The sequence below is a fragment of the Pseudomonas sp. C2.3V genome (assembly GCF_058536325.1).
Window position 1 is genome coordinate 2,978,953 of sequence record NZ_JBZUBN010000001.1, and the last position, 26,931, is coordinate 3,005,883.

General features: G+C 56.4%; 27 protein-coding genes. 14 read left to right on the top strand and 13 right to left on the bottom strand.

Annotated elements, in window-relative coordinates:
* Positions 1–15: 15 nt before the first annotated feature.
* The 4 genes from AC4LF3_RS14210 to AC4LF3_RS14225 are packed head-to-tail and all read right to left on the bottom strand — an operon-like array spanning position 16 to position 3,522.
* Entirely contained in the window at positions 16–942 is a 927-nt protein-coding gene (locus AC4LF3_RS14210; RefSeq protein ID WP_491835508.1) for an ABC transporter permease, read from the bottom strand.
* On the bottom strand, positions 942–1,790 hold the full coding sequence (locus AC4LF3_RS14215) for an ABC transporter permease (protein ID WP_239381270.1): 849 nt from the start codon (positions 1,788–1,790) through the stop codon (positions 942–944). The genes AC4LF3_RS14210 and AC4LF3_RS14215 overlap by 1 nt, the downstream gene beginning before the upstream one ends.
* Positions 1,787–2,383, bottom strand: a complete 597-nt coding sequence (locus tag AC4LF3_RS14220; protein WP_239381272.1) for an ANTAR domain-containing response regulator — start codon at positions 2,381–2,383, stop codon at positions 1,787–1,789. The genes AC4LF3_RS14215 and AC4LF3_RS14220 overlap by 4 nt, the downstream gene beginning before the upstream one ends.
* Complete coding sequence (locus AC4LF3_RS14225; RefSeq protein ID WP_491835509.1) at positions 2,380–3,522, bottom strand: transporter substrate-binding protein; 1,143 nt, start codon at positions 3,520–3,522, stop codon at positions 2,380–2,382. Before AC4LF3_RS14225 ends, AC4LF3_RS14220 begins: the two co-directional genes overlap by 4 nt.
* Positions 3,523–4,017: 495 nt before the next feature.
* Between AC4LF3_RS14225 and AC4LF3_RS14230 the strand changes: the two genes are divergently transcribed.
* Entirely contained in the window at positions 4,018–4,239 is a 222-nt protein-coding gene (locus AC4LF3_RS14230) for a hypothetical protein (protein WP_037029664.1), read from the top strand.
* 208 nt (positions 4,240–4,447) lie between these two features.
* On the opposite strand, the gene AC4LF3_RS14235 is transcribed toward AC4LF3_RS14230, so the two are convergent.
* Together AC4LF3_RS14235 and AC4LF3_RS14240 are read right to left on the bottom strand one after the other, a co-directional pair.
* Complete coding sequence (locus AC4LF3_RS14235; RefSeq protein ID WP_491835510.1) at positions 4,448–4,918, bottom strand: copper chaperone PCu(A)C; 471 nt, start codon at positions 4,916–4,918, stop codon at positions 4,448–4,450.
* A gap of 82 nt (positions 4,919–5,000) precedes the next feature.
* Positions 5,001–5,396 (bottom strand): DUF2946 domain-containing protein, encoded by a 396-nt coding sequence (locus AC4LF3_RS14240; protein WP_491835511.1) that lies wholly within the window; start codon positions 5,394–5,396, stop codon positions 5,001–5,003.
* 433 nt (positions 5,397–5,829) lie between these two features.
* Here AC4LF3_RS14240 and leuA point away from each other — a divergent pair, with 433 nt between their 5' ends.
* From leuA to gpgF, 5 genes are all read left to right on the top strand, one after another.
* On the top strand, positions 5,830–7,488 hold the full coding sequence (gene leuA, locus AC4LF3_RS14245) for a 2-isopropylmalate synthase (protein ID WP_019366361.1): 1,659 nt from the start codon (positions 5,830–5,832) through the stop codon (positions 7,486–7,488).
* 159 nt (positions 7,489–7,647) lie between these two features.
* Entirely contained in the window at positions 7,648–8,595 is a 948-nt protein-coding gene (locus tag AC4LF3_RS14250; RefSeq protein ID WP_125887678.1) for an aldo/keto reductase, read from the top strand.
* Positions 8,596–8,877: 282 nt separating this feature from the next.
* Positions 8,878–9,993 (top strand): N-acetylglucosaminyl phosphatidylglycerol synthase, encoded by a 1,116-nt coding sequence (gpgS, locus tag AC4LF3_RS14255; protein WP_074825166.1) that lies wholly within the window; start codon positions 8,878–8,880, stop codon positions 9,991–9,993.
* Positions 9,986–10,750, top strand: a complete 765-nt coding sequence (gene gpgD / locus AC4LF3_RS14260; RefSeq protein WP_491835514.1) for an N-acetylglucosaminyl phosphatidylglycerol deacetylase — start codon at positions 9,986–9,988, stop codon at positions 10,748–10,750. The genes gpgS and gpgD overlap by 8 nt, the downstream gene beginning before the upstream one ends.
* On the top strand, positions 10,747–11,742 hold the full coding sequence (gene gpgF / locus AC4LF3_RS14265) for a glucosaminyl phosphatidylglycerol flippase (RefSeq protein ID WP_491835516.1): 996 nt from the start codon (positions 10,747–10,749) through the stop codon (positions 11,740–11,742). The genes gpgD and gpgF overlap by 4 nt, the downstream gene beginning before the upstream one ends.
* On the opposite strand, the gene AC4LF3_RS14270 is transcribed toward gpgF, so the two are convergent.
* Together AC4LF3_RS14270 and purU are read right to left on the bottom strand one after the other, a co-directional pair.
* Positions 11,711–11,893 carry a hypothetical protein gene (locus AC4LF3_RS14270; RefSeq protein ID WP_010795249.1) on the bottom strand — a complete coding sequence of 61 codons (183 nt, stop codon included), beginning with the start codon at positions 11,891–11,893 and terminating at the stop codon, positions 11,711–11,713. The genes gpgF and AC4LF3_RS14270 overlap by 32 nt on opposite strands.
* Before the next feature lie 16 nt (positions 11,894–11,909).
* Positions 11,910–12,761 carry a formyltetrahydrofolate deformylase gene (gene purU, locus AC4LF3_RS14275; protein ID WP_010795250.1) on the bottom strand — a complete coding sequence of 284 codons (852 nt, stop codon included), beginning with the start codon at positions 12,759–12,761 and terminating at the stop codon, positions 11,910–11,912.
* Positions 12,762–12,989: 228 nt separating this feature from the next.
* On the opposite strand from purU, the gene mvaT reads away from it, so the two are divergent.
* Complete coding sequence (gene mvaT / locus AC4LF3_RS14280; RefSeq protein ID WP_019366367.1) at positions 12,990–13,376, top strand: histone-like nucleoid-structuring protein MvaT; 387 nt, start codon at positions 12,990–12,992, stop codon at positions 13,374–13,376.
* Positions 13,377–13,439: 63 nt separating this feature from the next.
* Here the strand turns inward: mvaT and sbcB are convergent, their stop codons facing one another.
* Positions 13,440–14,873, bottom strand: a complete 1,434-nt coding sequence (gene sbcB / locus AC4LF3_RS14285) for an exodeoxyribonuclease I (protein WP_491835519.1) — start codon at positions 14,871–14,873, stop codon at positions 13,440–13,442.
* Positions 14,874–15,248: 375 nt separating this feature from the next.
* On the opposite strand from sbcB, the gene AC4LF3_RS14290 reads away from it, so the two are divergent.
* From AC4LF3_RS14290 to AC4LF3_RS14315, 6 genes are read left to right on the top strand one after another with little or no spacing between them, the layout of a single operon-like run.
* A complete protein-coding gene (locus tag AC4LF3_RS14290; protein WP_491835521.1) occupies positions 15,249–15,941 on the top strand; it encodes an RDD family protein in 693 nt (230 codons plus the stop codon).
* Positions 15,938–16,924 (top strand): stage II sporulation protein M, encoded by a 987-nt coding sequence (locus AC4LF3_RS14295; RefSeq protein ID WP_491835523.1) that lies wholly within the window; start codon positions 15,938–15,940, stop codon positions 16,922–16,924. The genes AC4LF3_RS14290 and AC4LF3_RS14295 overlap by 4 nt, the downstream gene beginning before the upstream one ends.
* Positions 16,911–18,473 (top strand): DUF4129 domain-containing protein, encoded by a 1,563-nt coding sequence (locus tag AC4LF3_RS14300; protein ID WP_491835525.1) that lies wholly within the window; start codon positions 16,911–16,913, stop codon positions 18,471–18,473. Before AC4LF3_RS14295 ends, AC4LF3_RS14300 begins: the two co-directional genes overlap by 14 nt.
* Complete coding sequence (locus AC4LF3_RS14305) at positions 18,470–19,648, top strand: DUF4350 domain-containing protein (protein WP_491835527.1); 1,179 nt, start codon at positions 18,470–18,472, stop codon at positions 19,646–19,648. The genes AC4LF3_RS14300 and AC4LF3_RS14305 overlap by 4 nt, the downstream gene beginning before the upstream one ends.
* Before the next feature lie 43 nt (positions 19,649–19,691).
* Positions 19,692–20,693 carry an AAA family ATPase gene (locus AC4LF3_RS14310; protein ID WP_491835529.1) on the top strand — a complete coding sequence of 334 codons (1,002 nt, stop codon included), beginning with the start codon at positions 19,692–19,694 and terminating at the stop codon, positions 20,691–20,693.
* Positions 20,694–20,704: 11 nt separating this feature from the next.
* On the top strand, positions 20,705–22,036 hold the full coding sequence (locus AC4LF3_RS14315) for a DUF58 domain-containing protein (protein ID WP_491835531.1): 1,332 nt from the start codon (positions 20,705–20,707) through the stop codon (positions 22,034–22,036).
* Positions 22,037–22,060: 24 nt separating this feature from the next.
* Here the strand turns inward: AC4LF3_RS14315 and AC4LF3_RS14320 are convergent, their stop codons facing one another.
* Complete coding sequence (locus AC4LF3_RS14320; protein WP_010795259.1) at positions 22,061–22,420, bottom strand: PilZ domain-containing protein; 360 nt, start codon at positions 22,418–22,420, stop codon at positions 22,061–22,063.
* A 92-nt stretch (positions 22,421–22,512) separates the two neighbouring features.
* Positions 22,513–22,896 carry a hypothetical protein gene (locus AC4LF3_RS14325; protein ID WP_491835533.1) on the bottom strand — a complete coding sequence of 128 codons (384 nt, stop codon included), beginning with the start codon at positions 22,894–22,896 and terminating at the stop codon, positions 22,513–22,515.
* A 227-nt stretch (positions 22,897–23,123) separates the two neighbouring features.
* On the opposite strand from AC4LF3_RS14325, the gene pyk reads away from it, so the two are divergent.
* Complete coding sequence (gene pyk / locus AC4LF3_RS14330) at positions 23,124–24,575, top strand: pyruvate kinase (RefSeq protein WP_010795261.1); 1,452 nt, start codon at positions 23,124–23,126, stop codon at positions 24,573–24,575.
* Positions 24,576–24,618: 43 nt separating this feature from the next.
* Here pyk and AC4LF3_RS14335 read toward each other — a convergent pair whose 3' ends face one another.
* Both AC4LF3_RS14335 and AC4LF3_RS14340 read right to left on the bottom strand, forming a co-directional pair.
* Positions 24,619–25,557: an iron-sulfur-binding ferredoxin reductase gene (locus AC4LF3_RS14335; protein WP_491835536.1), complete on the bottom strand. Its 939-nt coding sequence runs from the start codon at positions 25,555–25,557 to the stop codon at positions 24,619–24,621.
* Between the two features lies 1 nt (position 25,558).
* Complete coding sequence (locus AC4LF3_RS14340) at positions 25,559–26,668, bottom strand: GGDEF domain-containing protein (protein ID WP_404625006.1); 1,110 nt, start codon at positions 26,666–26,668, stop codon at positions 25,559–25,561.
* Between the last annotated feature and the right edge of the window lie 263 nt (positions 26,669–26,931).

Below are 26,931 nucleotides of genomic sequence, written 5' to 3' on the forward strand. Positions count from 1 at the left end.
TCTTTTTAGATGTCGTTAGTGCTTTTTCACATCGATACGCGGATCAACCAGCGGAATCACCAGATCAGCCAGCAGATTGCCCACGACAATCGCCACGGCCGAGACGGTCGTAACGCCAACAATGACGGGAATGTCCACTTGCTGAATGGCCTGCCAGGCGAGCTGACCGATGCCAGGCCAGCCGAACACTGACTCCACAACCACCAGCCCACCCATAAAAATGCCAATATCGACTCCGATCATCGGAATGATTGGAACGATGGCGTTAGGCAGCACATGGCGAAACACCACACGCAGACGACTCAGCCCCTTGGCCCGCGCCGTCCGAATAAAGTCCTGATGCAAGGCCTCGATCATGGAAGAGCGCACCATCCGCGAGTACCAGCCGCTCCCCAAGAGCCCCAGCGTCAGAGCAGGCAACAGAATGTGGCGAAACTCGCCATACCCGCCCATGGGAAACCAGCCAAGCTTTACAGCAAAGAAGTACAGAAAAAGCATGGCGGCGATGAACTGGGGGGACGACACGCCTATGAAGGAAAAGGCCATGAGCAGGCGGTCGGCAAACGAATCCCGCTTGAGCGCGGCGATAATGCCCAGGCCGATCCCGATGATCAGCTCGAACAGGATGCCCATCCCCATGAGCTGCAGCGAAGGCACAAGACGTGAGCCAATCAGCTCAGAGACCTCCGAGCGCTGGATAAAGGAGCGCCCCAGGTCGCCGTGTAACAGCCCTTTCAGGTAGTTGAAATATTGCTGGTAGAACGGTAGATCCAGCCCCAACTGATGGCGAATGTTCTCGACCACCTCGGGTGTCGCGCTGCGCCCGGCGATCTGTCGCGCCGGATCGGCCGGCAGCATGAACAGGAGCAGATAGGTAATCAGCGTAACCCCTAGCAGGATCAGCAATGCGTACGCCACTCGACGGGTCATGAAGGTCAACATCAGCCTCTCCCCCTCAGCGTCGGATCAAGGGCATCGCGCAACGCGTCACCGACCAGATTGAACGACAGCGACAGCAGTACGATGGCCGCCCCGGGAAACAGCACCAGCCAGGGCGCTGACGTAAAGTAGGTCTGACTTTCAAAAATGATGTTGCCCCAGCTGGGTGTTGGCGGTTGAACCCCCACACCCAGAAACGACAACGTAGCTTCCAGCAATACGGTGGTGGAGATGCCCAGCGTGGCCCAGACCAGAATCGTAGGTACCAGATGTGGCAATAGGTGGGAAAACAGAATGCGCATGGAGCTTGCACCCAGGGTACGCTCGACCTCAACGAAATCCCGCGCCGACAGCGCCACGGTTTCCGAATAGATCACTCGGGCGATCTGTACCCAGTTCACCATGGCGATGACCAGCGCCACAATCCACACGCTGGGCTGAAAGATGGCCGCCAAGGCGATGGCCAGCAGTAACGCCGGAAAAGCCATCATGAGGTCGGTAAACCGCATCAGGGTCGTTCCGAGCCAACCGCGTATGAAGCCCGCCGCAAGGCCAACCAGCGTACCGATCAATACGGCGATTCCATTGGCCAGCACGCCGATGAATAACGAGGTTCGTGCGCCATAGAGCAGACGCGACAGCAGATCACGGCCCAGCAGATCCGTTCCCAGGTGATACGTCGCGTCCGGCGGTAATGGCGCACCTTCCAAGGTCAGCCCCTCGATGAACTGCTCGGAAGGATCATAGGGCGCCACCCAGGGCGCCAGTACAGCCAGCAACACGATTGCCACAATGAACAGCAATGCGATCACGACGGAGGGCCTACGATACAAGGTGGCTACGCCCGTCATGAACGAGCCTCCCTTGCATCCTGCCGATGCGCCTGGGTCAGATCCAGGCAGATCTCTTCCAGGCTCCGGTTGGTTTGCATCGAAAGGTGACGGATACGCTCGTAGGCCTGCGTTTCCGTGACGTCCAGCTCGACCATCAGCCATGCCAGCGCCTGAGCCACGAGGGGGCGGCTGTCCACCTTGTCTTGCAGACCTACGACTTTCTGCTGCTCATCACGCAGCCGGTCGCGCAGCCCGATGGCCATCATCAGCGTGGTGTAAACCGAGCCCTGCGTGATGGGCTTGTTCAACATCGCAGTTGCGCCTAACTCTAGCGCACGCTGAATTTGTGACAGCGTCTCGTGCTGGGTCAGTGCGATGATCGGCAGAGCGCGCCTATTCGCCTCGGCCAACAGCACGGGGCTGGCGAACTGATCCAGTTCCACGACCAGCGCCAATACATCATTCAGGCCGGTTTCGGCATCCTGCGCCACGACCGATGCCGCAACACCCAGACGCTGCAGGCTTTTTTGCAGACTCGCCTGGGCGCGTTCATCACAATCCACCAGCAGCAAACGGGTATTCTCGAAATCGGGACGCTTAAGCAGAGTCATTTGACGATCCTCAAATGGCGGGACGGTACGGCATGCCGCCGGGTACGAAATACGCTGAGGTCAGTTGCCGTCAGGTACGGGTCCGCCTCACACAATGCGGGCTCGACATGCCGGATCACGAATCGCTCGTCTTCAAGCTCGGCGATGTAGCACGGCAGACTGGTGTGGTTATTGCGGGGCGATACCTGTAGGTCGCCCAACGCTGTTTTCACCGGTGCGGCATACAGGGCTTTGCATACCTCGGCTGGTGTATCGTTGCCGCCTCTCTGGCAGGCCTCCGCCAGCAGATACACTCCGGCGTAGGTACAGGCGTAATAATGAGAATAAGGGTGCGGCCCATGCCGACGGCGTTGACGCAGGCTGAACACCGGGTCAACCGCTTCGAAGTAAGGACCGCAGGAAAACAGCCGCAAGGCCTGCATGCGTCCGAGCTCGACCAGCTCCCCTTCGGTAAAGTTGCAGCTGAGCACCGGCAGGCGCATATCACGCTCGACGCACACCTGGTCCAGCTGCTGCAAAAAGGCATAAGAAGATTCGCCAACCAGGTTGTTGAGTACGAACGTTGGCCGACTGGTGAGCAAACCCTCGATCACCTCGCCGAACGCAGTGATGCCCAAGTGGAAATACTTCTCACCGCAAGTGACGCCACCCGCTGCCTCCATGATCTCGCGGGCAATACGGTTGCTTTCCCAGCCCCATACGTAATTGGAGCCAATCAGCATGGCTCGGTCACCAAATGCCTCGATGGCAAAACGCAGCAGGGGAATCAACGTCTGGTTAGGACAGCCCCCAAGGTATAAGACATTTTCACTGCTTTCGAACCCTTCATAAGGGCATGGAAACCAGAGCAGACTGTTGCGCTGCTCAAGATCAGGGATGATGTCCTTACGGCTGGCCGAAGTGATAGGCCCGAAAATGTGCCGAACTCCCTGTGCATGCAGCTCAGCCAGCCCTTCACTGTAGCGCTCTGGTCTACCTTCGGGGTTGAAATGATGCAGGCGAAGCTCAAAGTCCAGGTGACCGCTTCCATTAAGCTCGGCAATGGCATGCTCTGCACCCGCTAGGGCATTCCGGCCCATACGCCGGTAAGTGCCGTCGGTAGAGAATAAAGCGCCAATCGATACCACCTTACCGTGCATTTTTTCGCTCCAAAAAAAAGCCCGAACAGGTGTCGTGAAACACGTGTTCAGGCTTCGTTACCCGGGCGCATCGGGGCGCATAAAGAGTCAAGGCTTACAGGCACATCGCCATGCTTTGTGAAATAGACAAGAAAAAATAATGCCAACTCTCCATCTACCAGGGAACAAGGGCTCTAGCTCGCGCTCTAACCGCTTGCCTCCTCTAATGATGCGCACCACTTTCAGGCATGATCAGACGGGAAGGCCCTGTTTCGGAGCGTTTCCATACTTGGAAAGTGTTTCGAAAGGCCCCATTCATTAGGGCTGAAAAATAACGCAATACATTAAGAATAGGTGACAAGACCGTTTAGGCCTTATATAAATAGGGCTTAGCCTGATGGCCGTTCAGTATCTTTTCAACTTGGCCATCGACTCGTGCGGTCAGTAGCAATACACGCTCGCCCTGAGCGTGTATCAACCGCCTTGACTACAACAAATAGTGAAGATTTAAATAAAGTGACGAAAGAAGAACTTCGCGCCGAACTGGAACGCCAGGCCCAGCGCTTTCAAAACATCTATGGTGGTGAAATCACCACATACGCGGCTCAATCGACTCCTGACCGTAAACCTTGGCGGAAACGTCCCAGTGTCATGGACAAGGTCTACGAAGCGGAAGTGCAGAAGATCGCTGAACAAAAAGCTCATTCCGAGCAGGACGTTCACGAACAGGAAGCCTGACCGGCACCTGTTGTCTACCAAGACTACGAAGGCGCTCGCCTCACTTAGTGATAAAAGAGGCATTGTCATGCCTCTTTTATCACTGCCTTCACACTAATCCCTTTGCCGACATGCCAATTGAGCTGACGGCTACTCGACCTATTTCTATTTCCTTTAACCCGCCTGAATTCCCTGTCAGGGCTATCCAGGCAGACTCGAAGGAAAAGAATCAGTGCTGATGATGATGCTCATGGGCGTCAGGCGCGTCATCCTGAACAGCCACTTGTACTTCAATATTGCCTGCCTTCTCGAAATGCAGCGTCAGCGGAAAACGCTGTCCTGCAACCAGAGGCTGCTTGAGCCCGACCAGCATCAGGTGATTACCCTGAGGCTCCAGGCGCAACTCGGCACCGGACGCGATCTCGGCCCCCTGCTCCATATGGCGCATGCCCATCATCCCATCCTTGTTGATAGTGGTGTGCAGTTCAGCACTAGCCGCGACAGGCGAATCAGTGCTTAACAGCCGATCCGCCTGCTTACCGTGATTGTGCACGACAAAGTAAACCGCTCCGGTGGGCGCCCCGGGAGGCGTAGCGCGTGACCAGGGATGATCAATATGCAGCTGACCCGTTTCATACTCATGTGCCATGGCATAGGGCGTGAGAAGCAGTGCAGCAACAAGACTCAACAAAATACGCATAAAAATACCTTACAGGCGTCAGACGCCAGCGTGAACAAAACAGAATTACCGTGCCGTCGAGGCACCTAAAATATCGAGTTGCTCAAACACCTGCAGGCGGCGCCCGGGTCATGGCCCCTATAAAAACGGGCAGCCGCGCAAATCCCCGTGCAGCCAGGCCCAGGTATACCGGGCTGTCATACAGTGTGCGCGGCGGACGTATGAAGAATTCAGATGAAAGCGGCGGATTATTGAACAGCAGATCGCAATAGCCGCATTTCTCCCCGACATACACCCAGTGTGGCGTCTGTGTAATCTGCAAGGTATTCGATACGGACGGCTGCTTGTCCAGAGAATGGGTCATGCCATCGTAATGATGCTCATGCCTGTGGACGTGATGGGCTGCCAGAGCCTGGGACACCACCGGTGCGACAAAGGCCATGGCCATGGCAAACAAGCCAAGCCAGGCAAAACGTCGCGGACGCCTCTGCGGTATCACGTATCAGCTTCCAGTCTCAGTGAGTCATTATGGTCGCATGTTTGATATTCCCAAGCGACCAGACATCCGAACCATCGCTCGGACACTCTTTACCCAAATCAAAAAATAATCCAATAATCTTCTAGTTTTTAAGTTTTTATTGCCCTAAAAATCATCTGACGATGATTTATACCAATTTTTTAAACATGCTTGCCATTCAAGGCATTCCTCACTAGTGTTGAGGGTATGACTACTTCACATACCCTCATCCTGCTACGGCAACACGCCTGCCTGCGTCTGGTCAGCCCGCGACTGCGACCCTGAACTCGACACACATCGAATTCACTTGCCGCAGTGCTTTCTAGCGCCATCAACAGCAATGAAAGACCGGCAATTTAACTATGGCGCCGCTCTTACGGTCGCGGAAAGAAACAAGAACTAAAGGATTATTCTCATGGCCATGCTCAACGATCCGTCCAAGAAATACCGTGCGTTTCCCACTATCGACCTGCCCAACCGCACCTGGCCGTCCAAGACCATTACCGAAGCGCCTATCTGGCTGAGTTCGGACCTGCGTGATGGAAACCAGTCTCTGATCGAGCCTATGGACAGCGAGAAGAAAATGCGTTTCTTCAAGACGCTGGTGCAGGTAGGCGTAAAGGAAATCGAGGTAGGCTTCCCATCAGCCTCGCAGACCGATTTTGATTTTGTCCGTGAGCTGATCGAAAACGGCCACATTCCGGATGACGTTACCATTCAGGTATTGACCCAGGCGCGGGAGGACTTGATCGAGCGCACCTTCGAGTCGTTGAAAGGTGCCAAGCAGGCAATCGTGCACTACTACAATGCCTGCGCGCCCAGCTTCCGTCGCATCGTCTTCAACCAGGACAAGGAAGGCGTCAAGGCGATTGCCGTCAATGCCGGTCGTGTCATCAAGCGCCTGGCTGATGCCAATCCGCAGACGCAGTGGCGTTTCGAGTACTCACCTGAGGTATTCAGCTCCACGGAAACGGATTTTGCCGTCGAAGTATGCAATGCCGTGATCGACGTTTTCCAGCCGACCCCACAGAACCGCCTGATCCTCAACCTGCCCGCCACCATCGAGGCGGCCACGCCAAATGTCTATGCGGATCAGATCGAGTGGTTCTGCCGTCATGTCAATCGTCGCGACAGCGTGCTTGTCAGCCTCCATACTCATAACGACCGCGGTACTGGCGTTGCAGCCAGCGAGCTGGGCCTGATGGCAGGCGCTGATCGTGTCGAGGGCTGCCTGTTCGGCAATGGCGAGCGCACCGGCAACGTGGACCTTGTGACACTGGCTCTGAATCTTTATACCCAGGGAGTCGATCCCAAACTGGATTTCTCCGACATCGATGCCGTACGCAAGGTGGTCGAGGAATGCAATCAGTTGCCGGTTCATCCCCGCCATCCCTACGTGGGTGATCTGGTGCACACCGCGTTTTCGGGCTCACACCAGGATGCCATCCGCAAAGGTTTCGTCCAGCAGAAGCCGGACACCCTATGGGAAGTGCCCTACCTGCCGATCGACCCCGCCGACATTGGTCGCAGCTACGAGGCGGTCATCCGGGTCAACAGCCAGTCCGGCAAAGGAGGAATCACCTATCTGCTTGAGCAGGAATATGGCATTACCTTGCCGCGTCGGATGCAGATCGAATTCAGCCAGGTCGTTCAGAAGGAAACCGATCGCCTGGGGCTGGAAATGACGGCACAGCAGATTTACGACCTGCTTGATAACGAGTATCTGAAGGCCGTTTCGCCTTACCAGCTCAAGCGTCACCGCTTGCAGGAAGAGAACGGTATCAGCGCGGTCAACGTTGAAGTCATGGCCAAGGGTGAAACCCAGCATTGGCAAGGCACCGGCAATGGCTCACTGGAGGCGCTGGTGTCAGCTCTACCGGTCCAGATCGAAGTCATGGATTATCATGAGCACGCCATTGGTGCGGGCGCCAATGCCAAGGCGGCAGCTTATATTGAGGTCCGCCTGGACGGTGGCCGTCCGTTGCATGGCATCGGCATTGACGAAAACCTGACAACCGCCAGCTTCCGCGCCCTCTTCAGTGCCCTGAACCGCGCCGTCTCCCAGACACAGTAGCGCCTTTGGCCCCGGTCAATGACCGGGGCTCCACCCTTTCGCTCCTCCTTCCTTACGCCCGCGTCCAGAACGATCCCTGCTCACTCTAGTCACACCTCCTTTGAGGTCTGTTCGCCGCTTGGCAGCGGACGGTCCTATCGTCGTTAAAAGGAGAACACCATGAGCACACGTCAACTCGGTCAATCCGGCCTGCACGTTTCTCCACTTGCCTTGGGTGGGAACGTATTCGGCTGGACGCTTGATGAAGCCAAGTCGTTCACTCTACTTGATGGGCTGGTCGACCACGGGCTCAACTTCATCGATACGGCTGACGTCTACGAGCGTTGGGTACCCGGCAATCAGGGCGGTGAGTCGGAAACCATCATTGGCAACTGGTTGAAGAAGAGCGGTAAACGCGACCAGATCGTTCTGGCTACCAAGGTCGGTATGGATATGGGGGACGGTAAGAAAGGTTTACGCGCCGAGTATATTCAGCGGGCCGTAGAGGACTCCCTCAAGCGCCTGCAAACCGATCATATCGACCTGTATCAAGCCCATATCGACGATTCTGATACGCCTTTGGAAGAAACCCTGCAGGCCTTGGCCAAACTGGTCGAGCAAGGCAAGGTCCGCGCTATCGGCGCATCCAACTACAGTGCCGAACGCCTACGCGAAGCGCATCAGATTGCCCAGCGTCTTGGGATTCCGGGCTATATCAGTCTTCAGCCGCACTACAACCTCTATGAGCGTGAAGACTATGAAAAGAACCTTGAGCCTGTCGTACAGGAGTTGGGGCTGGGCGTTATCAGCTATTACTCACTGGCCAGCGGCTTTCTGACCGGTAAGTACCGCACCAAGGATGATATCAAGGGTGCCCGCAGCGATTCCGTGAAGAAATACATGACCGAGCGAGGCGTTACGATTCTGTCAGCTCTGGACGAAGTGGCCGAGGAGTATGACGCGACCCCAGCTCGTGTGGCCCTTGCCTGGCTCATGGCACGTCCCAGCGTCACGGCCCCCATTGCCAGCGCCACCTCGCTTGACCAGCTCAAGGAGTTGGCAGAGGCCACCCGCCTTCAGTTGAGTGCCGAAGATATCAGCACGCTGGATCACGCCAGCGCGTACTGATATTTGGCGCTTCGAAAGACGTCGCGTTCTATTTCCTGGCTCAGGTCTCCCTGCGGTAGCGCCGCAGGGAGACCCTGTCGTGTTTGTTCTTTAGCTAACGAAGCGAAAGCTTTCGCTCTAGAACAAGGTCTTAGCGAACGTCTTTTTACTGTAATGGTCCATTCATGGGCACAGGGAGAGAACATCTGAACGCATGAGCCTGCATTATCCTTTTTACCCACAATGCTCATGTCGGTGGTTTCAGACGGTTCTTATAAGAAGCCGAACGGAGGAAGCTCCATCGTGCATATTGCTGATATGACCATGTTTTATGCACCTGCCAGCGGCGGTGTGCGCACATATATTGATGCCAAACACCGCCGTCTACGTCGTTATCCTGGGGTTCAGCACAGTGTGCTTGTTCCAGGAGAAAGCTATCGACAAAACGGCGGAATCTACGAGATTCCATCGCCCCCCCTACCCTTTGGAAAGGGCTACCGCTTTCCAGTCCGACGCGGCCCGTGGCGCAACGTACTACACGAGCTGCAACCTGATCTGATTGAAGTGGGCGACCCCTATATGACAGCCTGGGCAGCACTGGACGCAGGTCGCCGGCTGGACGTGCCCGTTATCGGTTTCTATCACTCCGACCTTCCGCTTTTGGCCAGCAACCGGCTCGGTACCTGGTTCGGCAGCAACATGAGCACCTACATCGCACGCCTGTACCGCAGCTTTGATCGTGTCCTGGCACCGAGCAAGGTCATGGTCGAAAAGCTTGAGCGCATGGGCGTGAGCAATGTATATGTGCAGCCGTTAGGGGTGGATCTTGAAACGTTCCATCCATCCTTGCGGGACCCACATTTCAAGCGCGAGCTCGGATTGGATGAGTCTACTCGTCTGATGGTGTTTGCCGGTCGCGGTTCACGGGAAAAGAATCTGCCCATCCTGCTGGAAACTGCTCGTCAGTTGGGCAAGCCCTATCACCTGCTGTTAGTGGGCTCGAATATGCCCAGCCATGTACCGGACAACGTTACGGTCATGAATGGCTTTCGCCCGGCATCCGAAGTTGCACGCCTGGTCGCCAGTTGCGACGTGCTGCTGCACGCAGGGCATCAGGAGACGTTTGGCTTGGTGGCGCTCGAGGCCATGGCCTGTGGTATTCCGGTTGTTGCCGTCAAGGCAGGCGCCCTGGCAGAAATCGTTCCCTTCAATACCGGACGCCTTTGCCAACCTCATGATCCAGTTTCCATGGCGGCCACCGTACGCGAGCTCTTCGAGGACGATGCCCGTCTCGTGGGCCGTCAGGCCCGCCAACATGTAGAGGCGCATCATGCCTGGGATACAGTAGTTGCGGGCCTGCTCTCCCACTATCATGCCGTGCTGGGTACGTCTGAAATGCCGGTAGCTGCACATGGTTGAACGCAATGTCATGCTGGTGCTACATGATGTGGCACCAGAAACCTGGAAAGATTATCAGCCCTTTGTGGAGGCGGTAGACGCATTGGGCAATGTGCCCATGACGCTGTTGGTCGTTCCCGATTTCCATCATCGTAACCCGATCGATCAGCATCCAGCCTTCATCAAAGTCATGGATCAGCGTCTGGCTCACGGCGATGAACTGGCGCTTCATGGCCACTTCCACTGTGATGATGCCCCAGCGCCCACGAATCCGCGTGATTGGTTCATGCGCAGAGTTTACACCTACGAGGGTGAGTTCTACACCCTTGATGAAGCACAGGCCCGCGAGCGTCTTGAGAAAGGCATTGCGCTGTTTGAGCGCTTTGGCTGGCCTCTGCATGGGTTTGTGGCGCCAGCCTGGTTGATGAGCGAAGGAACACGTCGTGCCCTGAGCCAGACCGACTTGCGGTATACCAGCGATCCTCAGCATTTTTATCTGCTACCTGACCATCGCCAGATAGAAGCGCCTGGGTTGGTATGGAGTGCCAGAAGCCCATGGCGAAGAGGCATGTCCTGGCTTATGAGCGAGCAAGCCGCTCTCCGTCATCGGTCAGCGCCCCTGCTTCGCCTGGGGCTACACCCTGTCGATATGCGACATGAATTTTCCAGGGACTACTGGCTGGGGCTACTTAAACGCCTGATGGCAGAAGGACGCACCCCCATCAATAAAATCGAATGGCTCAACCGGCATTATTTCAACGAGCGTCTCGCGGCATGAGCCGTGGTGTATGGCTGCTGCTCAGTGCATTGCTGGCAGCAGCACTCATTCCCCTTCTATTAGGCGGCACCGGGCTACTAGGCAAGCTACGGGACTTTCCACTTGATCTGCTGCTGCTCATGCTGGGCATGATAGTGCTGTGCTGGAACGTCAATGCGGTTCGCCTGCGCCTGCTACTCAGACGCCTGCATCGCACCACTCACCTTCGCTCCCTGGGCATTGTGATGGCAACCGAATTTGCCATTTGCGCCACGCCTGGCGGTGCAGGCGGTCCGTTTACCATGATGGCGCTTCTTGCACGCCGCGGCGTACGACCGGCACAAGCCACCGCAGTCTTTGCAGTGGACCATATCAGCGATCTGCTGTTTTTCGTCTGTGCGCTGATCGGCATCCTGATTTATGCCCTCTTCCATGCGCTGAATCCCCACGTAGGTTTGCTGCTGGGAGGCACGGCTGCCCTGATGACAGGAATTATCGTCCTGCTGTTCGGATTGGCACGCTTTCATCGCGCCGTTTTGCGCAGCAATGGACGAATCATGAAGCGCCTGGGCGTAAAACAGTCACGACGCCTGCGCTGGGGACGCAAGGTACTGCGCTTTCGCAATGCCTTGAAGGAAAGCTTGCGGATGCCTCACTCCACTCTGGCGGCGGTGTTTGGCCTGACAGCTCTGCATTGGTTGCTACGTAACAGCATCTTGTATATCACGCTGGTCGGTCTGGGAGCCGTCACTCCTTGGGCGTGGACCTTTCTGATACAGATGCTGGCCCTGACCGCTGGACAGGCAAGCCTGCTGCCCGGCGGCGCTGGAGGTGCAGAGTTGGCATCAGGTGCGCTGCTTACACCCATGGTGGGCAAGTCGACAGCAGCGGCAGCTATTCTGATCTGGCGAGCAGTGACGTACTACTTCTATCTCATAGCAGGCGCCCCGGTGTTCATTCACCTGGCGGGACGTCCCTTGCTTAATCGCCTGATTCGCTTTCGCCAGACGTAGAGCCAGCCAAGAGATTCTGCCAGAGCTCAGCGGCACCCGGAAAATCAGTGCCGCTGTCTTCGTTGAGCGCATCCGGGTCGTAGCGCTGCGTACATCCCTCCCCCAGGACGGGAGGAGGAAAAGCCACTGCACGCTCGAAAGGATCGCTCATAAGACCTCAGGACCTATCAGTTGAAGACGACCGTCTTGTTGCCATGTACCAGCACACGGTCTTCCAAGTGGTAGCGCAGACCACGCGACAGCACCATCTTTTCAACATCCTTGCCCAGACGCACCATGTCCTCGACATTGTCACGATGGGTGATACGCACCACATCTTGCTCGATGATCGGACCAGCATCCAGCTCCTCAGTCACGAAGTGACAGGTTGCCCCGATCAGTTTTACGCCCCGCTTGGCGGCCTGGTGGTAAGGCTTGGCCCCCACGAAGGACGGCAGAAAGCTGTGATGGATATTGATGACCTGATGCGCATAGCGCTGGCACAGATCCGGCGGCAGGATCTGCATGTAACGCGCCAGCACCACAGTATCGGCCTGATGCTCATCGATCAGCCGGGAGACCTCGGCAAAGGCGGGCTGCTTGTCAGTCGGGTCGACCGGCACATGGAAATAAGGAATACCATGCCATTCGACCATGCTGCGCAATGCATCATGATTGGAAATAACACAGGGAATTTCACAATCCAGTTCGCCACTGTGCCAGCGATGAAGCAAGTCTGCCAAACAATGGGATTCGCGGCTGGCCATAAGTACCACACGCTTTTTAACCGCAGAGTCGGTAATGCGCCACTGCATGGAGAACTCTTTGGCTATTGGCGCAAACGCCTGATAAAAACCCTTTAAATCGAAGGGTAAAGAATCGGCGCGTATTTCGTGACGCATAAAGAACCAGCCACTCTCGGTATCGGAGTGGTGGCTGGCTTCACTAATCCAACCATTGTAAGTCGCCAGGAAGTTACTTACCTTGGCCACTATACCTACGCCGTCCGGGCAGGCAATCACCAGACGAAAAGTGCGCATAGAACAACCTCGAAAAAACGGAGGCCGCCATTCTAGCCTTGCGCACGGAAAACTTCAGCTTTCATCGACTTGCGGCGATGAATATCGCGCCTGAGTTTTAATGTTAGTTGAAGCTTATCAAGCTTATTAACTTGTTTTATGCTTGCAAAAAGTTAATAGTAGGTTTACTTGTTGTTACGCCAACACTATCATTAAAAAAAGACCAGCCCTTGCATTGCAGGTAAATGTATGTCCCTTATCAATGAATACCGTGCCACTGAAGAAGCTATTAAAGAGCTGCAGGAGCGCCTGCGTAATCTTTCCCAAGACGATAAACTGAAAAAAGAACTGGAATTCGAAGAAAAGCTGCGCGCATTGATGGGTGAATACTCCAAGTCCCTGCGTGACATCATCGCTATTCTTGACACTGATGCCAAAAACACTCGTGGCACTCGCAGTAATGCCAAGAGCACTCAAGGCAGCGGCACCAAGCGTGCACGCAAAGTAAAGCAATACAAGAACCCGCATACGGGTGAAGTTATCGAAACCAAAGGCGGCAACCACAAGACTCTGAAAGAGTGGAAAGCCAAGTGGGGCGCCGATGATGTCGAGAGCTGGGCCACCCTGCTCGACTGATATCCGTCAGTTAGATAAAAAACGCCAGCAATGCTGGCGTTTTTTATAGGTGTTTAAAAGGTTTTAAACTCCGAACCGAGTTCTCAACTGCTGCGCATGTACCCGCCATGTATTGAGCAGGGCTTGCTGTGATTCGCTGGCGGTCTGCACTAGTGCATGCAAGGCTTCCTCAAAAGAGGACAGTGTATTGGGTGCGCCCAATTCACTATTGATCAAACGATCACGGCAGAATGAATGCCAACGCCCTTGCTCCTCAGCCGTCAAAGTATGGGAAAAGTTTCGGGCCCGATAACGGAAGTAAAGTTCAGGCAAACGTTCGTCCGTGAATAACCACCTTTTATCTACCAACTTAATAGGGTCACAGCTTCGAATTTCATCACATAAGCGCCTATCGCTCTCACATATAAAGCCATTGTACAGCTGCTGTTCAGGATCAAAGACTGCATTCTCAGCCTTTATTTGATAAATCTGCGACAATTTGTCTCGCCATATTTTTGCCTTACTTTGTAAAAGAGCTGCGCGTTGCTTGTACATCTGCATATTTACTTGCAGTCTTTCCTGATCCTGCTCTCTTAGAACAGCCAAAGGTGCCAACACCGGGCATCGGTTTATCTGGATAAGTTTAAGCGGTACTGGCAGTTCGTCATTGGCCAACAAGTCCTCACGCCGGGTATAGAGTTTTTGATGTAGCGTTTGAACGTCCAGCTCTAATATAGGGTTTGGGTCAAAGTGAAGATCACAGACAACTAACGCATTACGGTTATGAGGATGCCAGCAAAGCGGCAATACAATGGAAAGAAAATTACGCTCGGCTGAAAACCGTCCCGAAACGTGGACTAGCGGTTTAAGTAACGTAATGTGCTCCAACACTGAACGTTTGTGTCTGAGCTGATACAAGAAATGATACAACCGTGGCTGCCGGTCACGTACCAGCCGAGCGAGTTGTATCGTAGCGTGTACATCCGACAGAGCATCATGTGCTTGACCATGCTCCAGGTCGTTGGCCTGGGAAAGACGCTCAAGCTTCAAGGTCACCCGCCCCTCATCCTGAGGCCACTCGATGCCCTCCGGCCGCAAGGCATAAGCCGCACGTAGCAAATCGATCAGATCCCAGCGGGTATTCCCGCCCTGCCATTCCCGCGCATACGGATCGTAGAAATTTCGATACAGGCTATGCCGTGTCACTTCATCATCAAAGCGCAGCGTGTTGTAACCAGCCGTACATGTACCCGGCTGGCTTATATGAGCATGCAGGTGGGCCATGAAGGTGGCCTCGGGAAGCCCCTCGCGTTCGAGGCGCTCAGGCGTAATGCCGGTAATCAGGCAGGCAGCCGGATGCGGCAGGATATCGTCGCCCAAGCGGCAATACAGGTTGAGCGGCTCGCCAACAATGTTAAGGTCCTCATCCGTTCGCAAGCCGGCCACCTGTAGTGGGCGATCGCAGCGTGGATTGGTTCCTGTGGTTTCGAAGTCATACCAGAATATGGTGCGGCTCACGACAAAGCTCTCCTAGCTATCAGCGCCTCGAGTCGAGCACTCTGGATTTTTCAGTTGCCTATACGCCTGATGGGTCGCTAGGCTTATCATGTCGCAGGCTGCGACCGTATCTGCGACCGTATGTATGTCATTGAATTCATGATACCCATGAATTCCAAGCCGTGCGTCAGGATAGCCAAGCTGCGTTAACGTGCACAGACGCACCAGGCGTGGGTGATGACCTTATCAAAGGAGTGATAATGTGCTGAAGCGCTTGCCTGCCGACTGGTTATTTTTGTCGTTCCAGTCTGCGTAGGGGTTCTCATCCAATGACACTGTGTGAACACCGAGCAACCTCTTGTGCCGACCCACACTAGAGAAGGCTCACCTGTACCTATGCCACTTCCACTCGATACGCTGTTACGCGTCGAAACCCCGGAAGCCATCGACCTGATGTTGCGTCCTGCCAGCGTCATACCTCGCGCCCTGGCGTATGCCATCGACCTGGCTATTCGAGGCGCTATCATGGCGCTTGCCTACCTTGTGCTCGGCTTTCTGGGCCATGTCGGGGTTGGCTTGATCGCGCTGCTGACTTTTCTGATCAGCTGGTGGTACATGGTGCTGTTTGAAGTGCTCAACCAGGGCCGCTCACCAGGCAAGCAGCTCATGAAACTGCGCGTTTTGAATGATGATGGCACCCCGGTGGGCTGGTCCGGCTCGCTGCTACGCAATCTGTTGCGCGTCGTGGATCTTCTCCCCTTCGGCTATGCCATGGGTATCCTGAGCAGCCTGTTACATCCCAGCTTCAAACGCTTGGGAGATCTAGTGGCAGGCACCCTGGTTGTTCACCAAGAGCAACCACACGAGCGCTTTACCTTACAGGACGTCATTCCATTGCCCCCCCCATTTGCGCTGGGGTTAATAGAGCAGCAGGCCATTCTCTCGTTTGCCGAGCGTCAGAACGGGCTATCTCTATCCCGTCGAGACGAGCTGGCTGCACTACTGGCAGAGCCTCTGGGGGTAAACCGCAGCGAAGCCACTGAGCGCCTGAACCGAATTGCACAAGCCCTGCTAGGGGCTCACGTATGAGGCAGGCGCCTTTCGAACAGCGCTACCAGGCTGAGTGGGCTCGCTTCAGTGAGCAGTTGTCTGCGCTGGAAAAACGCACCCCGACTTCAACGCTCGAACACAGCAAGGCATTTGTTGCTAGCTACCGTCGTCTGTGCCAGCACTTGGCACTTGCTCAGGCACGTGGCTACAGCCCCCAGCTGATTGAGCACCTGCACCAATTGACGTTGCGTGGCCACCAGCTCATCTATCGCCATCCGGGCAATATTCGGCAGCGATTGCTCGGCTTCCTGCTGGCAGATTTTCCTCGACTGGTCCGGGCAGAATGGCGCCTGGTCGCTGTAGCAAGCGCCCTCTTCTATGGCAGCCTTCTGGTAATGGGTTTGCTGGTCTACTACACCCCCGATCTGGTCTATAGCCTGCTAGACCCTGCCCAGGTTGCCAATATGGAAAGCATGTACAGGCCGGATGCCCAGCGCATAGGCGCCCTGCCTGAGCGGGCCAGCAGTCAGGACTGGCAAATGTTCGGCTATTACATTCGCAACAATATAGGAATTGCCTTTCAGACATTTGCAGGCGGATTGCTGTATGGCCTGGGGACACTGTTCTTTCTGTTGTTCAACGGGCTTAACATTGGTGCGGTGGCAGGTTACCTGACGCAACTGGGCTCAGGCTCTACCTTCTGGCCCTTCGTGGTAGGGCACGGCGCATTTGAGCTGACAGCGATTACACTGGCCGGCTCGGCAGGCCTGAAGCTGGGCTGGGCGCTGGTGGCGCCGGGCCGGCTGCGCCGCAGTGATGCCCTGCGACATGCCGCCAAACCCTGTGTTGGCATGATTGCCGGTGTCTTTGTACTGTTAACGTTGGCCGCCTTTGTCGAGGCCTATTGGTCCTCAAGCGCTGCACTCAGCCCTACCCTCAAGTACAGCGCAGGTGCGCTGTTGTGGCTGGCCGTTGGAGGTTATTTCGGGCTGGCAGGAAGAAATCGACATGCGCCTGAGTGAAAGCCAGGCGGTTATCCGCCCCCGTAGCCCTTGGGAAGCTCTGGATCTTGGCGTGAGACTCGCCCGTGAACACCTGCGTGTCTTGATGACCAGCTGGGCACTGCTCACCCTTCCTGTTCTGGCCCTGTTGAGCGCCGCCCTCTGGAATTATCCTTCCATCGCCATGCTGGTTTTCTGGTGGTTGAAGCCACTGTTCGAGCGGCTACCCCTGCATATTCTGTCCCGTGCGCTCTTTGGCGAAACGATTACGGCCAGACAAGCGCTGATGGCTTATCCACGGTTGCTGAGCGTACAGCTGCTGCCCAGCCTTCTATGGAGACGTTTTACGCCCAAGCGCAGCTTTCTATTACCCGTACAGCAGCTTGAAGGCCTGTCCGGCGCATCACGTCAGGCTCGTGTTCGGGTCCTGACGCAACAAGATACACAGGCCGCCTTCTGGTTGACCCTTACCGGTGCGCACATTGAAATGGCCCTTTATCTCGGTCTTCTGGGCCTGATTTATATCTTCATTCCCTCGCAGATCGTCGAGCAACTCGATTGGCTCAAACTGATCGATGTTGAGGCTCATGGCCTGCTCTGGGTGGAGCACCTTACAAATTTGCTATATGCACTGGTTCTCCTTGTATGGGAGCCCGTGTATGTGGCGTGCGGCTTCAGTCTTTATCTGAACCGGCGTACAGCGCTGGAAGCCTGGGACATTGAGCTGGCCTTTCGACGCCTGCGCCAGCGCCTGACAGGTGCGATACCCATGCTGCTTGTGATCGGAGCCATGAGCGCTTTGCTTTCGCCGCCGCCCGTCCTGGCAGATGAGCCGTCAGCTGCAGCGATCTGCCCACTGCCACCTCAGGAAGCAGCCGGCCCGGATGCGCCTCGCCTGCTGAACCAGCCCTTGAACAGTCAGGTTGCCCGGCAGCACATCGGCGTCATACTGGCGAGCCCGCCCTTCAGGAATGAGCGCACCCAGCTGGAATGGCACGTCGGCCAGCAGGACAAGAACAAGGCCTCGGTGACGTCATCCAATGGCCTCCACTGGCGGGACCTCGAAACACTTATTGCCCATGCGGCCCGCTTCATTGAGATCCTGTTATGGACGTTACTGATTGCAGGCCTTGGCGTGCTGCTCTGGCGTTACCGTGTCTGGCTAACCCTCTTTACCCGGCGAATCGCCACCAAACCTGCCAGACCTGTCGACACGCCCCGTCAGCTGTTTGGTCTGGAAGTCGCCCCGACCAGTTTACCTTCCGATATCCCTGGCGAAGCCGAGCGCCTCTGGCAACACGACCCTCGCAGCGCACTGGGGTTGCTTTATCGAGGCCTGCTGAGCCGTCTTTTGCATGACTTTCATCTGCCCTTGAAGGAGGCGCATACCGAAGGCGAAATCCTTGAGCTTGGCAGATCAATACCCAACGCCGATGTGGCCGGTTATCTGCACGGTGTGACGACCCAATGGCAAGCGCTTGCCTATGGCCATCGCATGCCTTCCCAGGAAACGCTTCAGGCGCTCTGTCACCAATGGCGTCATCTGTTTGGTCCGCAGGTGTCTGCATGACGCGTCGGCATTCGCTGTGGATTATTCTGATGGTGGCCGTCCTGCTGCTGACAGGGTTGTGGGCCTGGAAGTACATCACCCTGACAGAGACCCTGAAAGATGCAGGGCCCAGTCCAGAGGCCCGGAACAACCCCTATCTGGCTGCCGAGCGCTTTCTGAAGGAGCGGTCCATTACCATTCAACACAGTGACTCTTTTGCGGTGCTGAATGGGCTGCCTTCGATAGGCCATACGTTGCTGCTGCTTGCAGAACGAGACCGTATGTCACCTGCCCAGAGTCAGCAGGTCCTGGACTGGGCCAGCCGAGGTGGACATGTCGTTTTTGTAGCCGAGCAGTTGTGGGATGAGCAGAGCAAAAAAAGCGGCGACTTCCTGCTTGACGCCATCGGTGTGCAGCAGTTGCTGACGCGCGACCTGGAAGATGAGGAGACGGATCAGCAGGACGCTGAACCCGCTCCTGCCGAAAAGTGGGCGCCGTTGACCAAGCTTTATCTCGAAAACGAACAGGAGCCAGCCTATATCGGTTTCGACGACGAGTTTCATCTGTACGACTCCAGGAATCTGGCCCAGTCCTGGGCCAACAGCGAAGCCGCTACACACATGATGCAGCTGCCATGGGGCAACGGTTTGATTACCGTCATGACGGACCCCTGGATCTGGCAAAACGCCCATATAGGCGAATATGACAATGCCTGGCTGCTCTGGTATATCACCCAGGACAGTGACGTCACGCTGCTATACCGCGCCGACAAGGAAAGCCTTGTTACGCTCATGGCACGCTACTTTCCTGAAACGCTGGCCGCCGCAGTCCTGCTTCTAGCGCTCTGGCTGTGGCAGTCAGCGCAGCGCCTGGGCCCCCTGCTACCAAGTCCCGCCACCGGGCGCCGTCAGCTGAGTGAGCACCTGCGAGCCAGCGCCGAATTCATTCGCCGACATGCTGGGCTGGCCAGCCTGATCACGTTGTTGCAGAAAGATATTCAGCAGCACGCCCGACGCCGTCATCCCGGCTTCGAACGCCTCCCTGTTGCCGAGCAATGGCAGCTTCTAGGCCGCCTGGCTCGTTTGTCTGCGCATGAGATCAGCCAGAGCATGCGTCCGCTGGCATCAGAGAAACTGTCTCCAATCGACTTCACGCGCCGCGTTGCACATCTGCAACGCATCAGGAAGGCACTATGACTTGCGGTGCACTCCCCTCGCGGCCTACTCAAGGAAATACGCCATGACCGAGCCTACTGCGACTCCCACGCCCCCTGATCATACGGCACAGCGTCAACGCGCCAGCAGCCTCGCTCAATCGCTGCGGCAAGCCCTCAATAAGGCATTGATAGGCCAGAGCACAGTAATTGATGATGTCCTGACCGCCCTGCTGGCTGGGGGGCATGTCTTGATTGAAGGTGCACCCGGATTGGGCAAAACCCTGCTGGTTCGCGCGCTGGCTCGCTGTTTCGAAGGCAGTTTTGCACGTATTCAGTTCACGCCGGACCTTATGCCCAGCGACATCACAGGTCATGCCATCTATGACCTGGCGACGGAGCAGTTCAAGCTACGCAAGGGACCTGCCTTTACCAACCTTTTGCTGGCCGACGAGATCAACCGTGCGCCAGCAAAAACCCAGGCGGCATTGCTTGAAGTCATGCAGGAACGGCAAATTACATTGGAAGGCCGAGCGCTGCCAGTTCCTCAACCCTTCATGGTATTAGCCACCCAAAACCCGATAGAGCAAGAAGGCACTTATCCGCTGCCAGAGGCGGAACTGGACCGTTTCATGTTCAAGCTCTATATCGACTATCCCGGCGAAGAAGACGAACGCGCCCTGGTCAGACAGGTCACTCGCTCTACACGTAGCGACATGCTGGATGTCACGCCTCTGCGCCCAATATTGCAAGCCAAGGAAATCATGGCCATGCAAAAGATTGCAGCGGACCTGCCGGTGGACGACCAAGTGCTAGATTATGCCGTGCGGCTGGCGCGCTCAACCCGTAACTGGCCCGGCATCATGCTGGGCGCCGGGCCTCGTGCCTCTATCGCCCTGCTCCGCGGCGCGCGTGCGCGAGCCCTGCTGCGGGGTGGCGAGTTCGTTCTGCCCAATGACGTGAAGCAGTGTGCCCTGCCCGTTTTGCGCCACCGGATTAGACTGTCGGCAGAACTTGAAATCGACGGCATTACGGTTGATCAGGTGCTGCGGCAGATCATTGATCAATCCCCAGCCCCTCGCCTCTGATTCGTGCCTTTATGAAGCCCTCCAGACGTTTTCTGCTGATCCTGACCGGACTGCTTGGGACAGGACTGATCCTCGGTACGCTCGAGGCGCTGGGCCTCTCCGTGGCTGACACGCTACATACCGTCTGGTGGGGCGCTTTGCTGGCGCTTTTGCTGATGGCCGGAGGCGATGCTGTCAGTACCTATCGACGCGCCCCTCCCATCCTGAAGCGTACGCTACCCGGGCAGTTATCATTAGGACGCTGGAGCGAAGTTCAGCTTACGCTGCATCATTCCTATCCCCGCGAATGCTCCGTCACGCTGTTCGACCATATCCCCGCCTCCGTGACCCACGAGCATCTACCGCTGGAGATGACTCTAAAGCCCGGCCAACAGACCGAGGCGCACTACCGGATCAGACCTCTGGAGCGAGGACATATCCGCTTTCCGGCCTGTGATTGTATCCTGCCCAGCCCACTGGGATTCTGGCAGCGCCGTTACCGGCTGGAGCACCCTGGAGACGCACGGGTCTACCCGGACTTTGCCCGTCTTTATAGCTCATCGCCTCTGGCGGGCGAGCAATGGCTGGGTCAACTGGGTGTCAGGCAGAAACCTCGACGAGGCCTGGGGCTCGAGTTTCATCAGCTGCGAGAGTTTCGCCAGGGCGATACGTTGCGGCAGATGGACTGGAAAGCCACGGCACGCAAGAAAATGCTCATCGCCCGCGAATATCAGGAGGAACGGGACCAGCAGATCCTGCTGCTCCTGGACTGCGGCAGGCGTATGCGTAGCCAGGACGGTGAGCTGTCGCATTTCGACCAGGCTCTGGATGCGTGCCTGCTTCTGGCCCACGTTGCCCTTCGCCAGGGCGATGCCGTAGGTATCAGCACCTTTGCTCAGGAGCAACCACGGCACGTGGCGCCTGCCAAAGGCCATGGGCAGCTGGGCCGGCTGCTCAATGCCGTTTATGATCTCAAGCCTACACTGACCCCTGCCGATTACAGTTCAGCCGCCCAGCAGCTTCTCAGCCGCCAGCGTCGCCGTGCCCTGATCATCCTGGTCACCAACCTGCGTGATGAAGACGACGATGATCTAAGGCTTGCCCTTGGCCATCTCGGTCGCCAGCACCGCATGCTGATTGCCAGCCTGCGTGAAGATATTCTGGATACGAAGATGCAGCAGGCGATAGAAACCTACGAGGATGCGCTGGAATATTGTGGGGCCATGGATTACCGCCAGGCCAGGGAGTCGCTGCACGAGCGCCTGTCGGCCCAGGGTGTTGCGCTCATCGATACACGTCCGGCCGCCCTAGGCCCTGAACTGGTCAATCAGTATCTCACCTGGAAACGCGCCGGAACCCTCTGACTAAGCCTTGCAGCGTTCGTCTGCCTAAACGGACTGCTGCATGGGGTGAAAGCTGAAATAGTTACGCAGCGACTCCACCAGCTCGGTGAACTCATGCGGTGGCGCCGAGATCGAGAAGCCTGAATCGTAATACCCTGGCGTTACGTCTTCCCGACTCCATTGACAGTTGGCATCGAAGTCAATGAAGTGCAACTGCCCGTCCTGACCCGGCACCTTCAAACGCAATTCGAATCTGGCCCCAACCAGCAGCGGTAGCTGGCTAATGAGCAACATCCCGTCCAGGGAAATATTACCCAGATAGCCCATGGGCCTATCAGTGAAACGATTGAACACCTTCAGAAAGTACGGTAACTGATGGCGCTCGATATGACGATTCTGTTTCATGGACCCATCCCGGAAGTCACTGCAGTCTGATGCCGCTCCAGTCGGCACCCATCAGACCACAAGCATAACCAGAAGCATGCGAAAGGGCATCTTTACTTGGCCAGCACCGGCTTGAGCGGCTGTGGCTGAACGATTACCGGTCTGGAACCATCGAGTCCCAGCTGGGTGAGCGTATCGATTCTGGCCCGGTACGCATACTCGCTGCTGGGGTAACGCCTCTCGATGAAGCGATAGGTTTCCACCGCATCGACATACAAACGCTGCCGCTCAAGGCATTGACCACGCAGCATGGAAATCTCCGGCTGAACCCACGGGCGAGCCCGGCTCTTGCGTTCGGCCTGGGACAGCTCCAGCATGACCTGATCGCAGTCACCTTCAGTATAGGCATCGTAAGCCTTGTCCATGTGACGATTCATGGACGCACCCGTACAGCCGGCCAGCGACACGACGACGAGCGAAAATAAGATATGACGCATGATTGATCCTCCGTTGCCGGGTTATCGGCAGGCTCGTCCAGGCCTGAAGCGCAGCTCACCGGTTAATTCAAGCATTACTTTTTCAGGATTGCCGCACGGAGATGAAACCTTTCATGTGCCTGGACGCTCAGCAAGGCTACAATGCACAGTAGCCTTTGAAGCCAAACGTCAGATTCGGCCCGTTTCATTGCCGATCACGGTTGAAACCATCTGAAAGGAAAACCTGAATGATTTATCGCCGTACCAAAATCGTTGCCACCCTTGGCCCAGCCAGCAATTCGCCTGAGGTGCTCGAGCAGCTCATCATTGCCGGTATCGATGTGGCCCGCCTGAACTTTTCTCACGGAACCCCGGATGAACACCGTGCACGGGGTCAGCTGGTACGCGAACTGGCTGCCAAGCATGGCCGTCATGTGGCCTTGCTGGGCGATCTTCAGGGTCCCAAGATCCGTATCGCCAAATTCACTGACAAGCGCATTCAGCTCAAGGAAGGCGACACCTTCCGTCTGTCCACGGCCCATCCACGTGATGCTGGCACCCAGGAGGTCGTTGGTATCGACTATCCGGGCCTCGTGACCGATTGCCATGTCGGCGATGAGCTGCTGCTTGATGACGGCCGCGTGGTACTGCGCGTCGAAGGCGTAACGGCCAATGAACTGCATACCGTCGTTTTGATCGGCGGCCCGCTGTCGGATCACAAGGGCATCAACCGTCGCGGCGGCGGTCTGACCGCACCGGCCCTGACCGACAAGGATCGCGAAGACATCAAACTTGCCAGCTCCATGGAAGTGGACTATCTGGCGGTGTCCTTCCCACGTGATGCAGCAGATATGCACGAAGCCCGTCGCCTGCTGGAAGAAGCCGGTGGCAAGGCCTGGCTGGTGGCCAAGATCGAGCGCGCCGAAGCTGTAGCCAATGACGAAGCACTGGACGGTCTGATTCAGGCCAGTGACGCAGTCATGGTGGCCCGTGGTGACTTGGGCGTCGAGATTGGCGATGCCGAACTCGTAGGCATCCAGAAACGCATCATTTCCCATGCGCGCCGCTTCAACAAAGCGGTTATCACGGCTACGCAAATGATGGAGTCGATGATTACCAACCCGATGCCGACACGCGCCGAAGTGTCTGACGTTGCCAACGCCGTACTCGACAACACCGACGCCGTGATGCTGTCCGCCGAGACGGCTGCCGGTGCGTACCCGGTTGAGGCCGTCAAGGCGATGGCCCGCATCTGTATCGGTGCTGAAAAGCAGCCTACCAGCAAGCTGTCCAGCCATCGCCTGGGGCAGACCTTTACCCGTTGGGACGAAAGTATCGCGCTGGCGTCCATCTATGTGGCTAACCACTTCCCGGGCGTGAAGGCCATCATCAGCCTGACCGACAGTGGTTATACCCCGTTGATCATGTCTCGCCTACGATCCTCCGTTCCAATCTTCTCGTTTGCTTCATCCCGCATAACACAGGCGCGCACCGTACTATTCCGCAACGTCTATACCATTCCGTTCGATCCCAAGTCGATGCCGGCTGACAAAGTCAGCCAGAATGCCGTAGACGAACTGCTCAAGCGCGGCATCGTGGAGCGTGGCGACTGGGTCATCCTGACCAAGGGCGACAGCTACACCAAGCGTGACGGCACCAACACCATGAAGATGTACCGTGTCGGTGATCTGCTCGTCTGATTATTGCTCACAAAAAAGCCGCCTTCGGGCGGCTTTTTTAATGCTAGAGAGCCTTGGATGCAAAGGTCTCTGTCAGCAATTGTCCCCGCGGAAGCCCTGCCATGAATAATCGACGGGACACAGCCTCAACAAATGCGGGACTGCCACAAGCCAACGCGACCGTACGCCGACTGGATAGCCGCAAAGTCTTGAGCCACGGCTCCCACCCCTTTTCATCCAGGTACTCGACATTCAGAGTGCGTTGCTCGGCGGCCAATCTATCCAATGCTGGCCTCAAGTAATGCCCAGACGCCTCGCGCGCCCGGTGTACTAGCGTGATCGGCCCAGCATGCTCCTGATCCAGCGCTTCACGAAGAATGCCCCAAAGCGGTGCCAATCCTGAGCCAGAGCCCAGCAGCAACAACGGAGAATCGGGTTGTTCCGCCGGATAGTGCAGCGCACTGGGATTTAATGCCCCCAGGCACAATTGATCACCTGGTTTCATTCGGCGTGCAGCAGTGCTGAACTGGCCCGGACGGCTGCAATCGATGTGAAACTCAAGCCAAGGTGCCTCGCCAGGCAAACTGGCTATGGAGTAGGAGCGAGCAATACCGTTGAGCCAGAGCACTACGGACTGCCCCGGTCGATAACGTACGGAACGCTCCGGCTGCATACGTAAGCGAACCACATCTGCACCTAGCCAATCGACAGCCGTCAGCGTCGCAGAAATCCCATCTTCTTCAGGGTTGAAAATCGATACTCGAACATCACCTACAATGCGGCACTGGCAGGCCAGCCGCCATCCTTCGGCCCGCCGTTCAGGAGGCAGCGCTTCCGGCTGCGCGTCTGCAACATGCCCCTCAAGACACCGAACCAGACATGCATGGCAACTGCCCGCCCGACAGCTGAAAGGCACTGCCAGGCCTACGTCGAGCAGGCTGTCGAGCAGGTTGCGATCCGACTCGACTGTCCAGGCCGATGCTCCTACCTCAAGCTTAGGCACGTCAGCTCTCCCATGAAACCTCACAGCGATTACGCCCATTACGCTTGGCACGATACAACGCCTGATCGGCCAGCAGTAACGACTCTTCAAGGGTACGTCCAGTCATGATGAGGCTCATGCCGATCGAAACGGTCAGGGTGCCCAGATCAGCATGCTCGAACACCGTCCTTGAAAAGGCTTCACGTAAACGCTCACAGCAGACTACCAGCTGCTGCGGATCGCTAAAGGGCAGCAGGAGGACAAACTCTTCGCCGCCGTAACGCGCCAGGACATCCTGCTCTCGCAAGCAGGCCTCGCCCACCTCGGCAAACGTTTTAAGCACCAGATCGCCTATTCCGTGCCCAAACTGATCATTGATCTGCTTGAAAAAATCCATGTCGATCAATGCCAGCCCGTGCATTCGGCCATGCCCCAACCGATGAAGCGCCTCACTGGCTATTTGCAGAAAATAACGGCGATTACGCAGCCCCGTCAGCTCGTCCGTAATCACCTGAGCTTCCAACTGACGCATCACATGGCGCAGGTTGTCCTGATGCCGCTCCAGATCGTCCCGCCGAGCGTTGAGCTGGTAGCGGATACGGTGGTGGTAGCGAGCAAACAGCACCATGGAAACCAGAACAATGGCTAATATGATGCTCTGGACAATCATCATTCTGACGGTCCGGCTGTCCTGTGGCTCAAGGTTTATCCATAGGCACAACCCTACATAGGCACCGTAGGCCAGCAGCGCACAGCGTACAAACGCCGCCAGTCGTATCTGAAATATACCCAGCATCAATACGAGTACATAAGACACCAGAAAGGTACCGCGCAAATGCACGATATGGGTCAGGGAATACGTCAGAAACAGAATCGAGACGATAATATAGGGCTCAAGCGGTAAGGCCTTCAGATGCTTGCCACCGCCCCAGACAATCACTCCCGTCATTACGGCGACCCCCGCCAGAAAGCCTAGCGTGTCGGCAAAAAACGAGGCAATGGAAGATGAATAGAATCCCACAGCCGTAGACAGCAGCAATGGGAGCAACGCCAGCACAACCACGGCTAGAGGCAATACCTGATGACCGATGGCAGACGCATTGATGCTGCGCGTGACAGTAAGATCCCGCATGGTGACGACACCTGATCCATGGCATAGCAATTAGCCAGCAGTTTACCCTGTTTCTGTGACGTATTTCCTTATCAGCTGGTCGGCTTCGCTCAAGCGTCTCATAGCGCTATACTGCCCCGCCTTTGTCGTGTCGGCTACACCCTAGACGTGGTGTCTGGACTTCTTTTCTCAGTGTTGGAAGCCGGACCTGCGCGCCCGGACGCTGCTTTTCGTGATCAGACGACTTTCGCCTGCTTCCAAAACGACGCCACGGACGAGACACG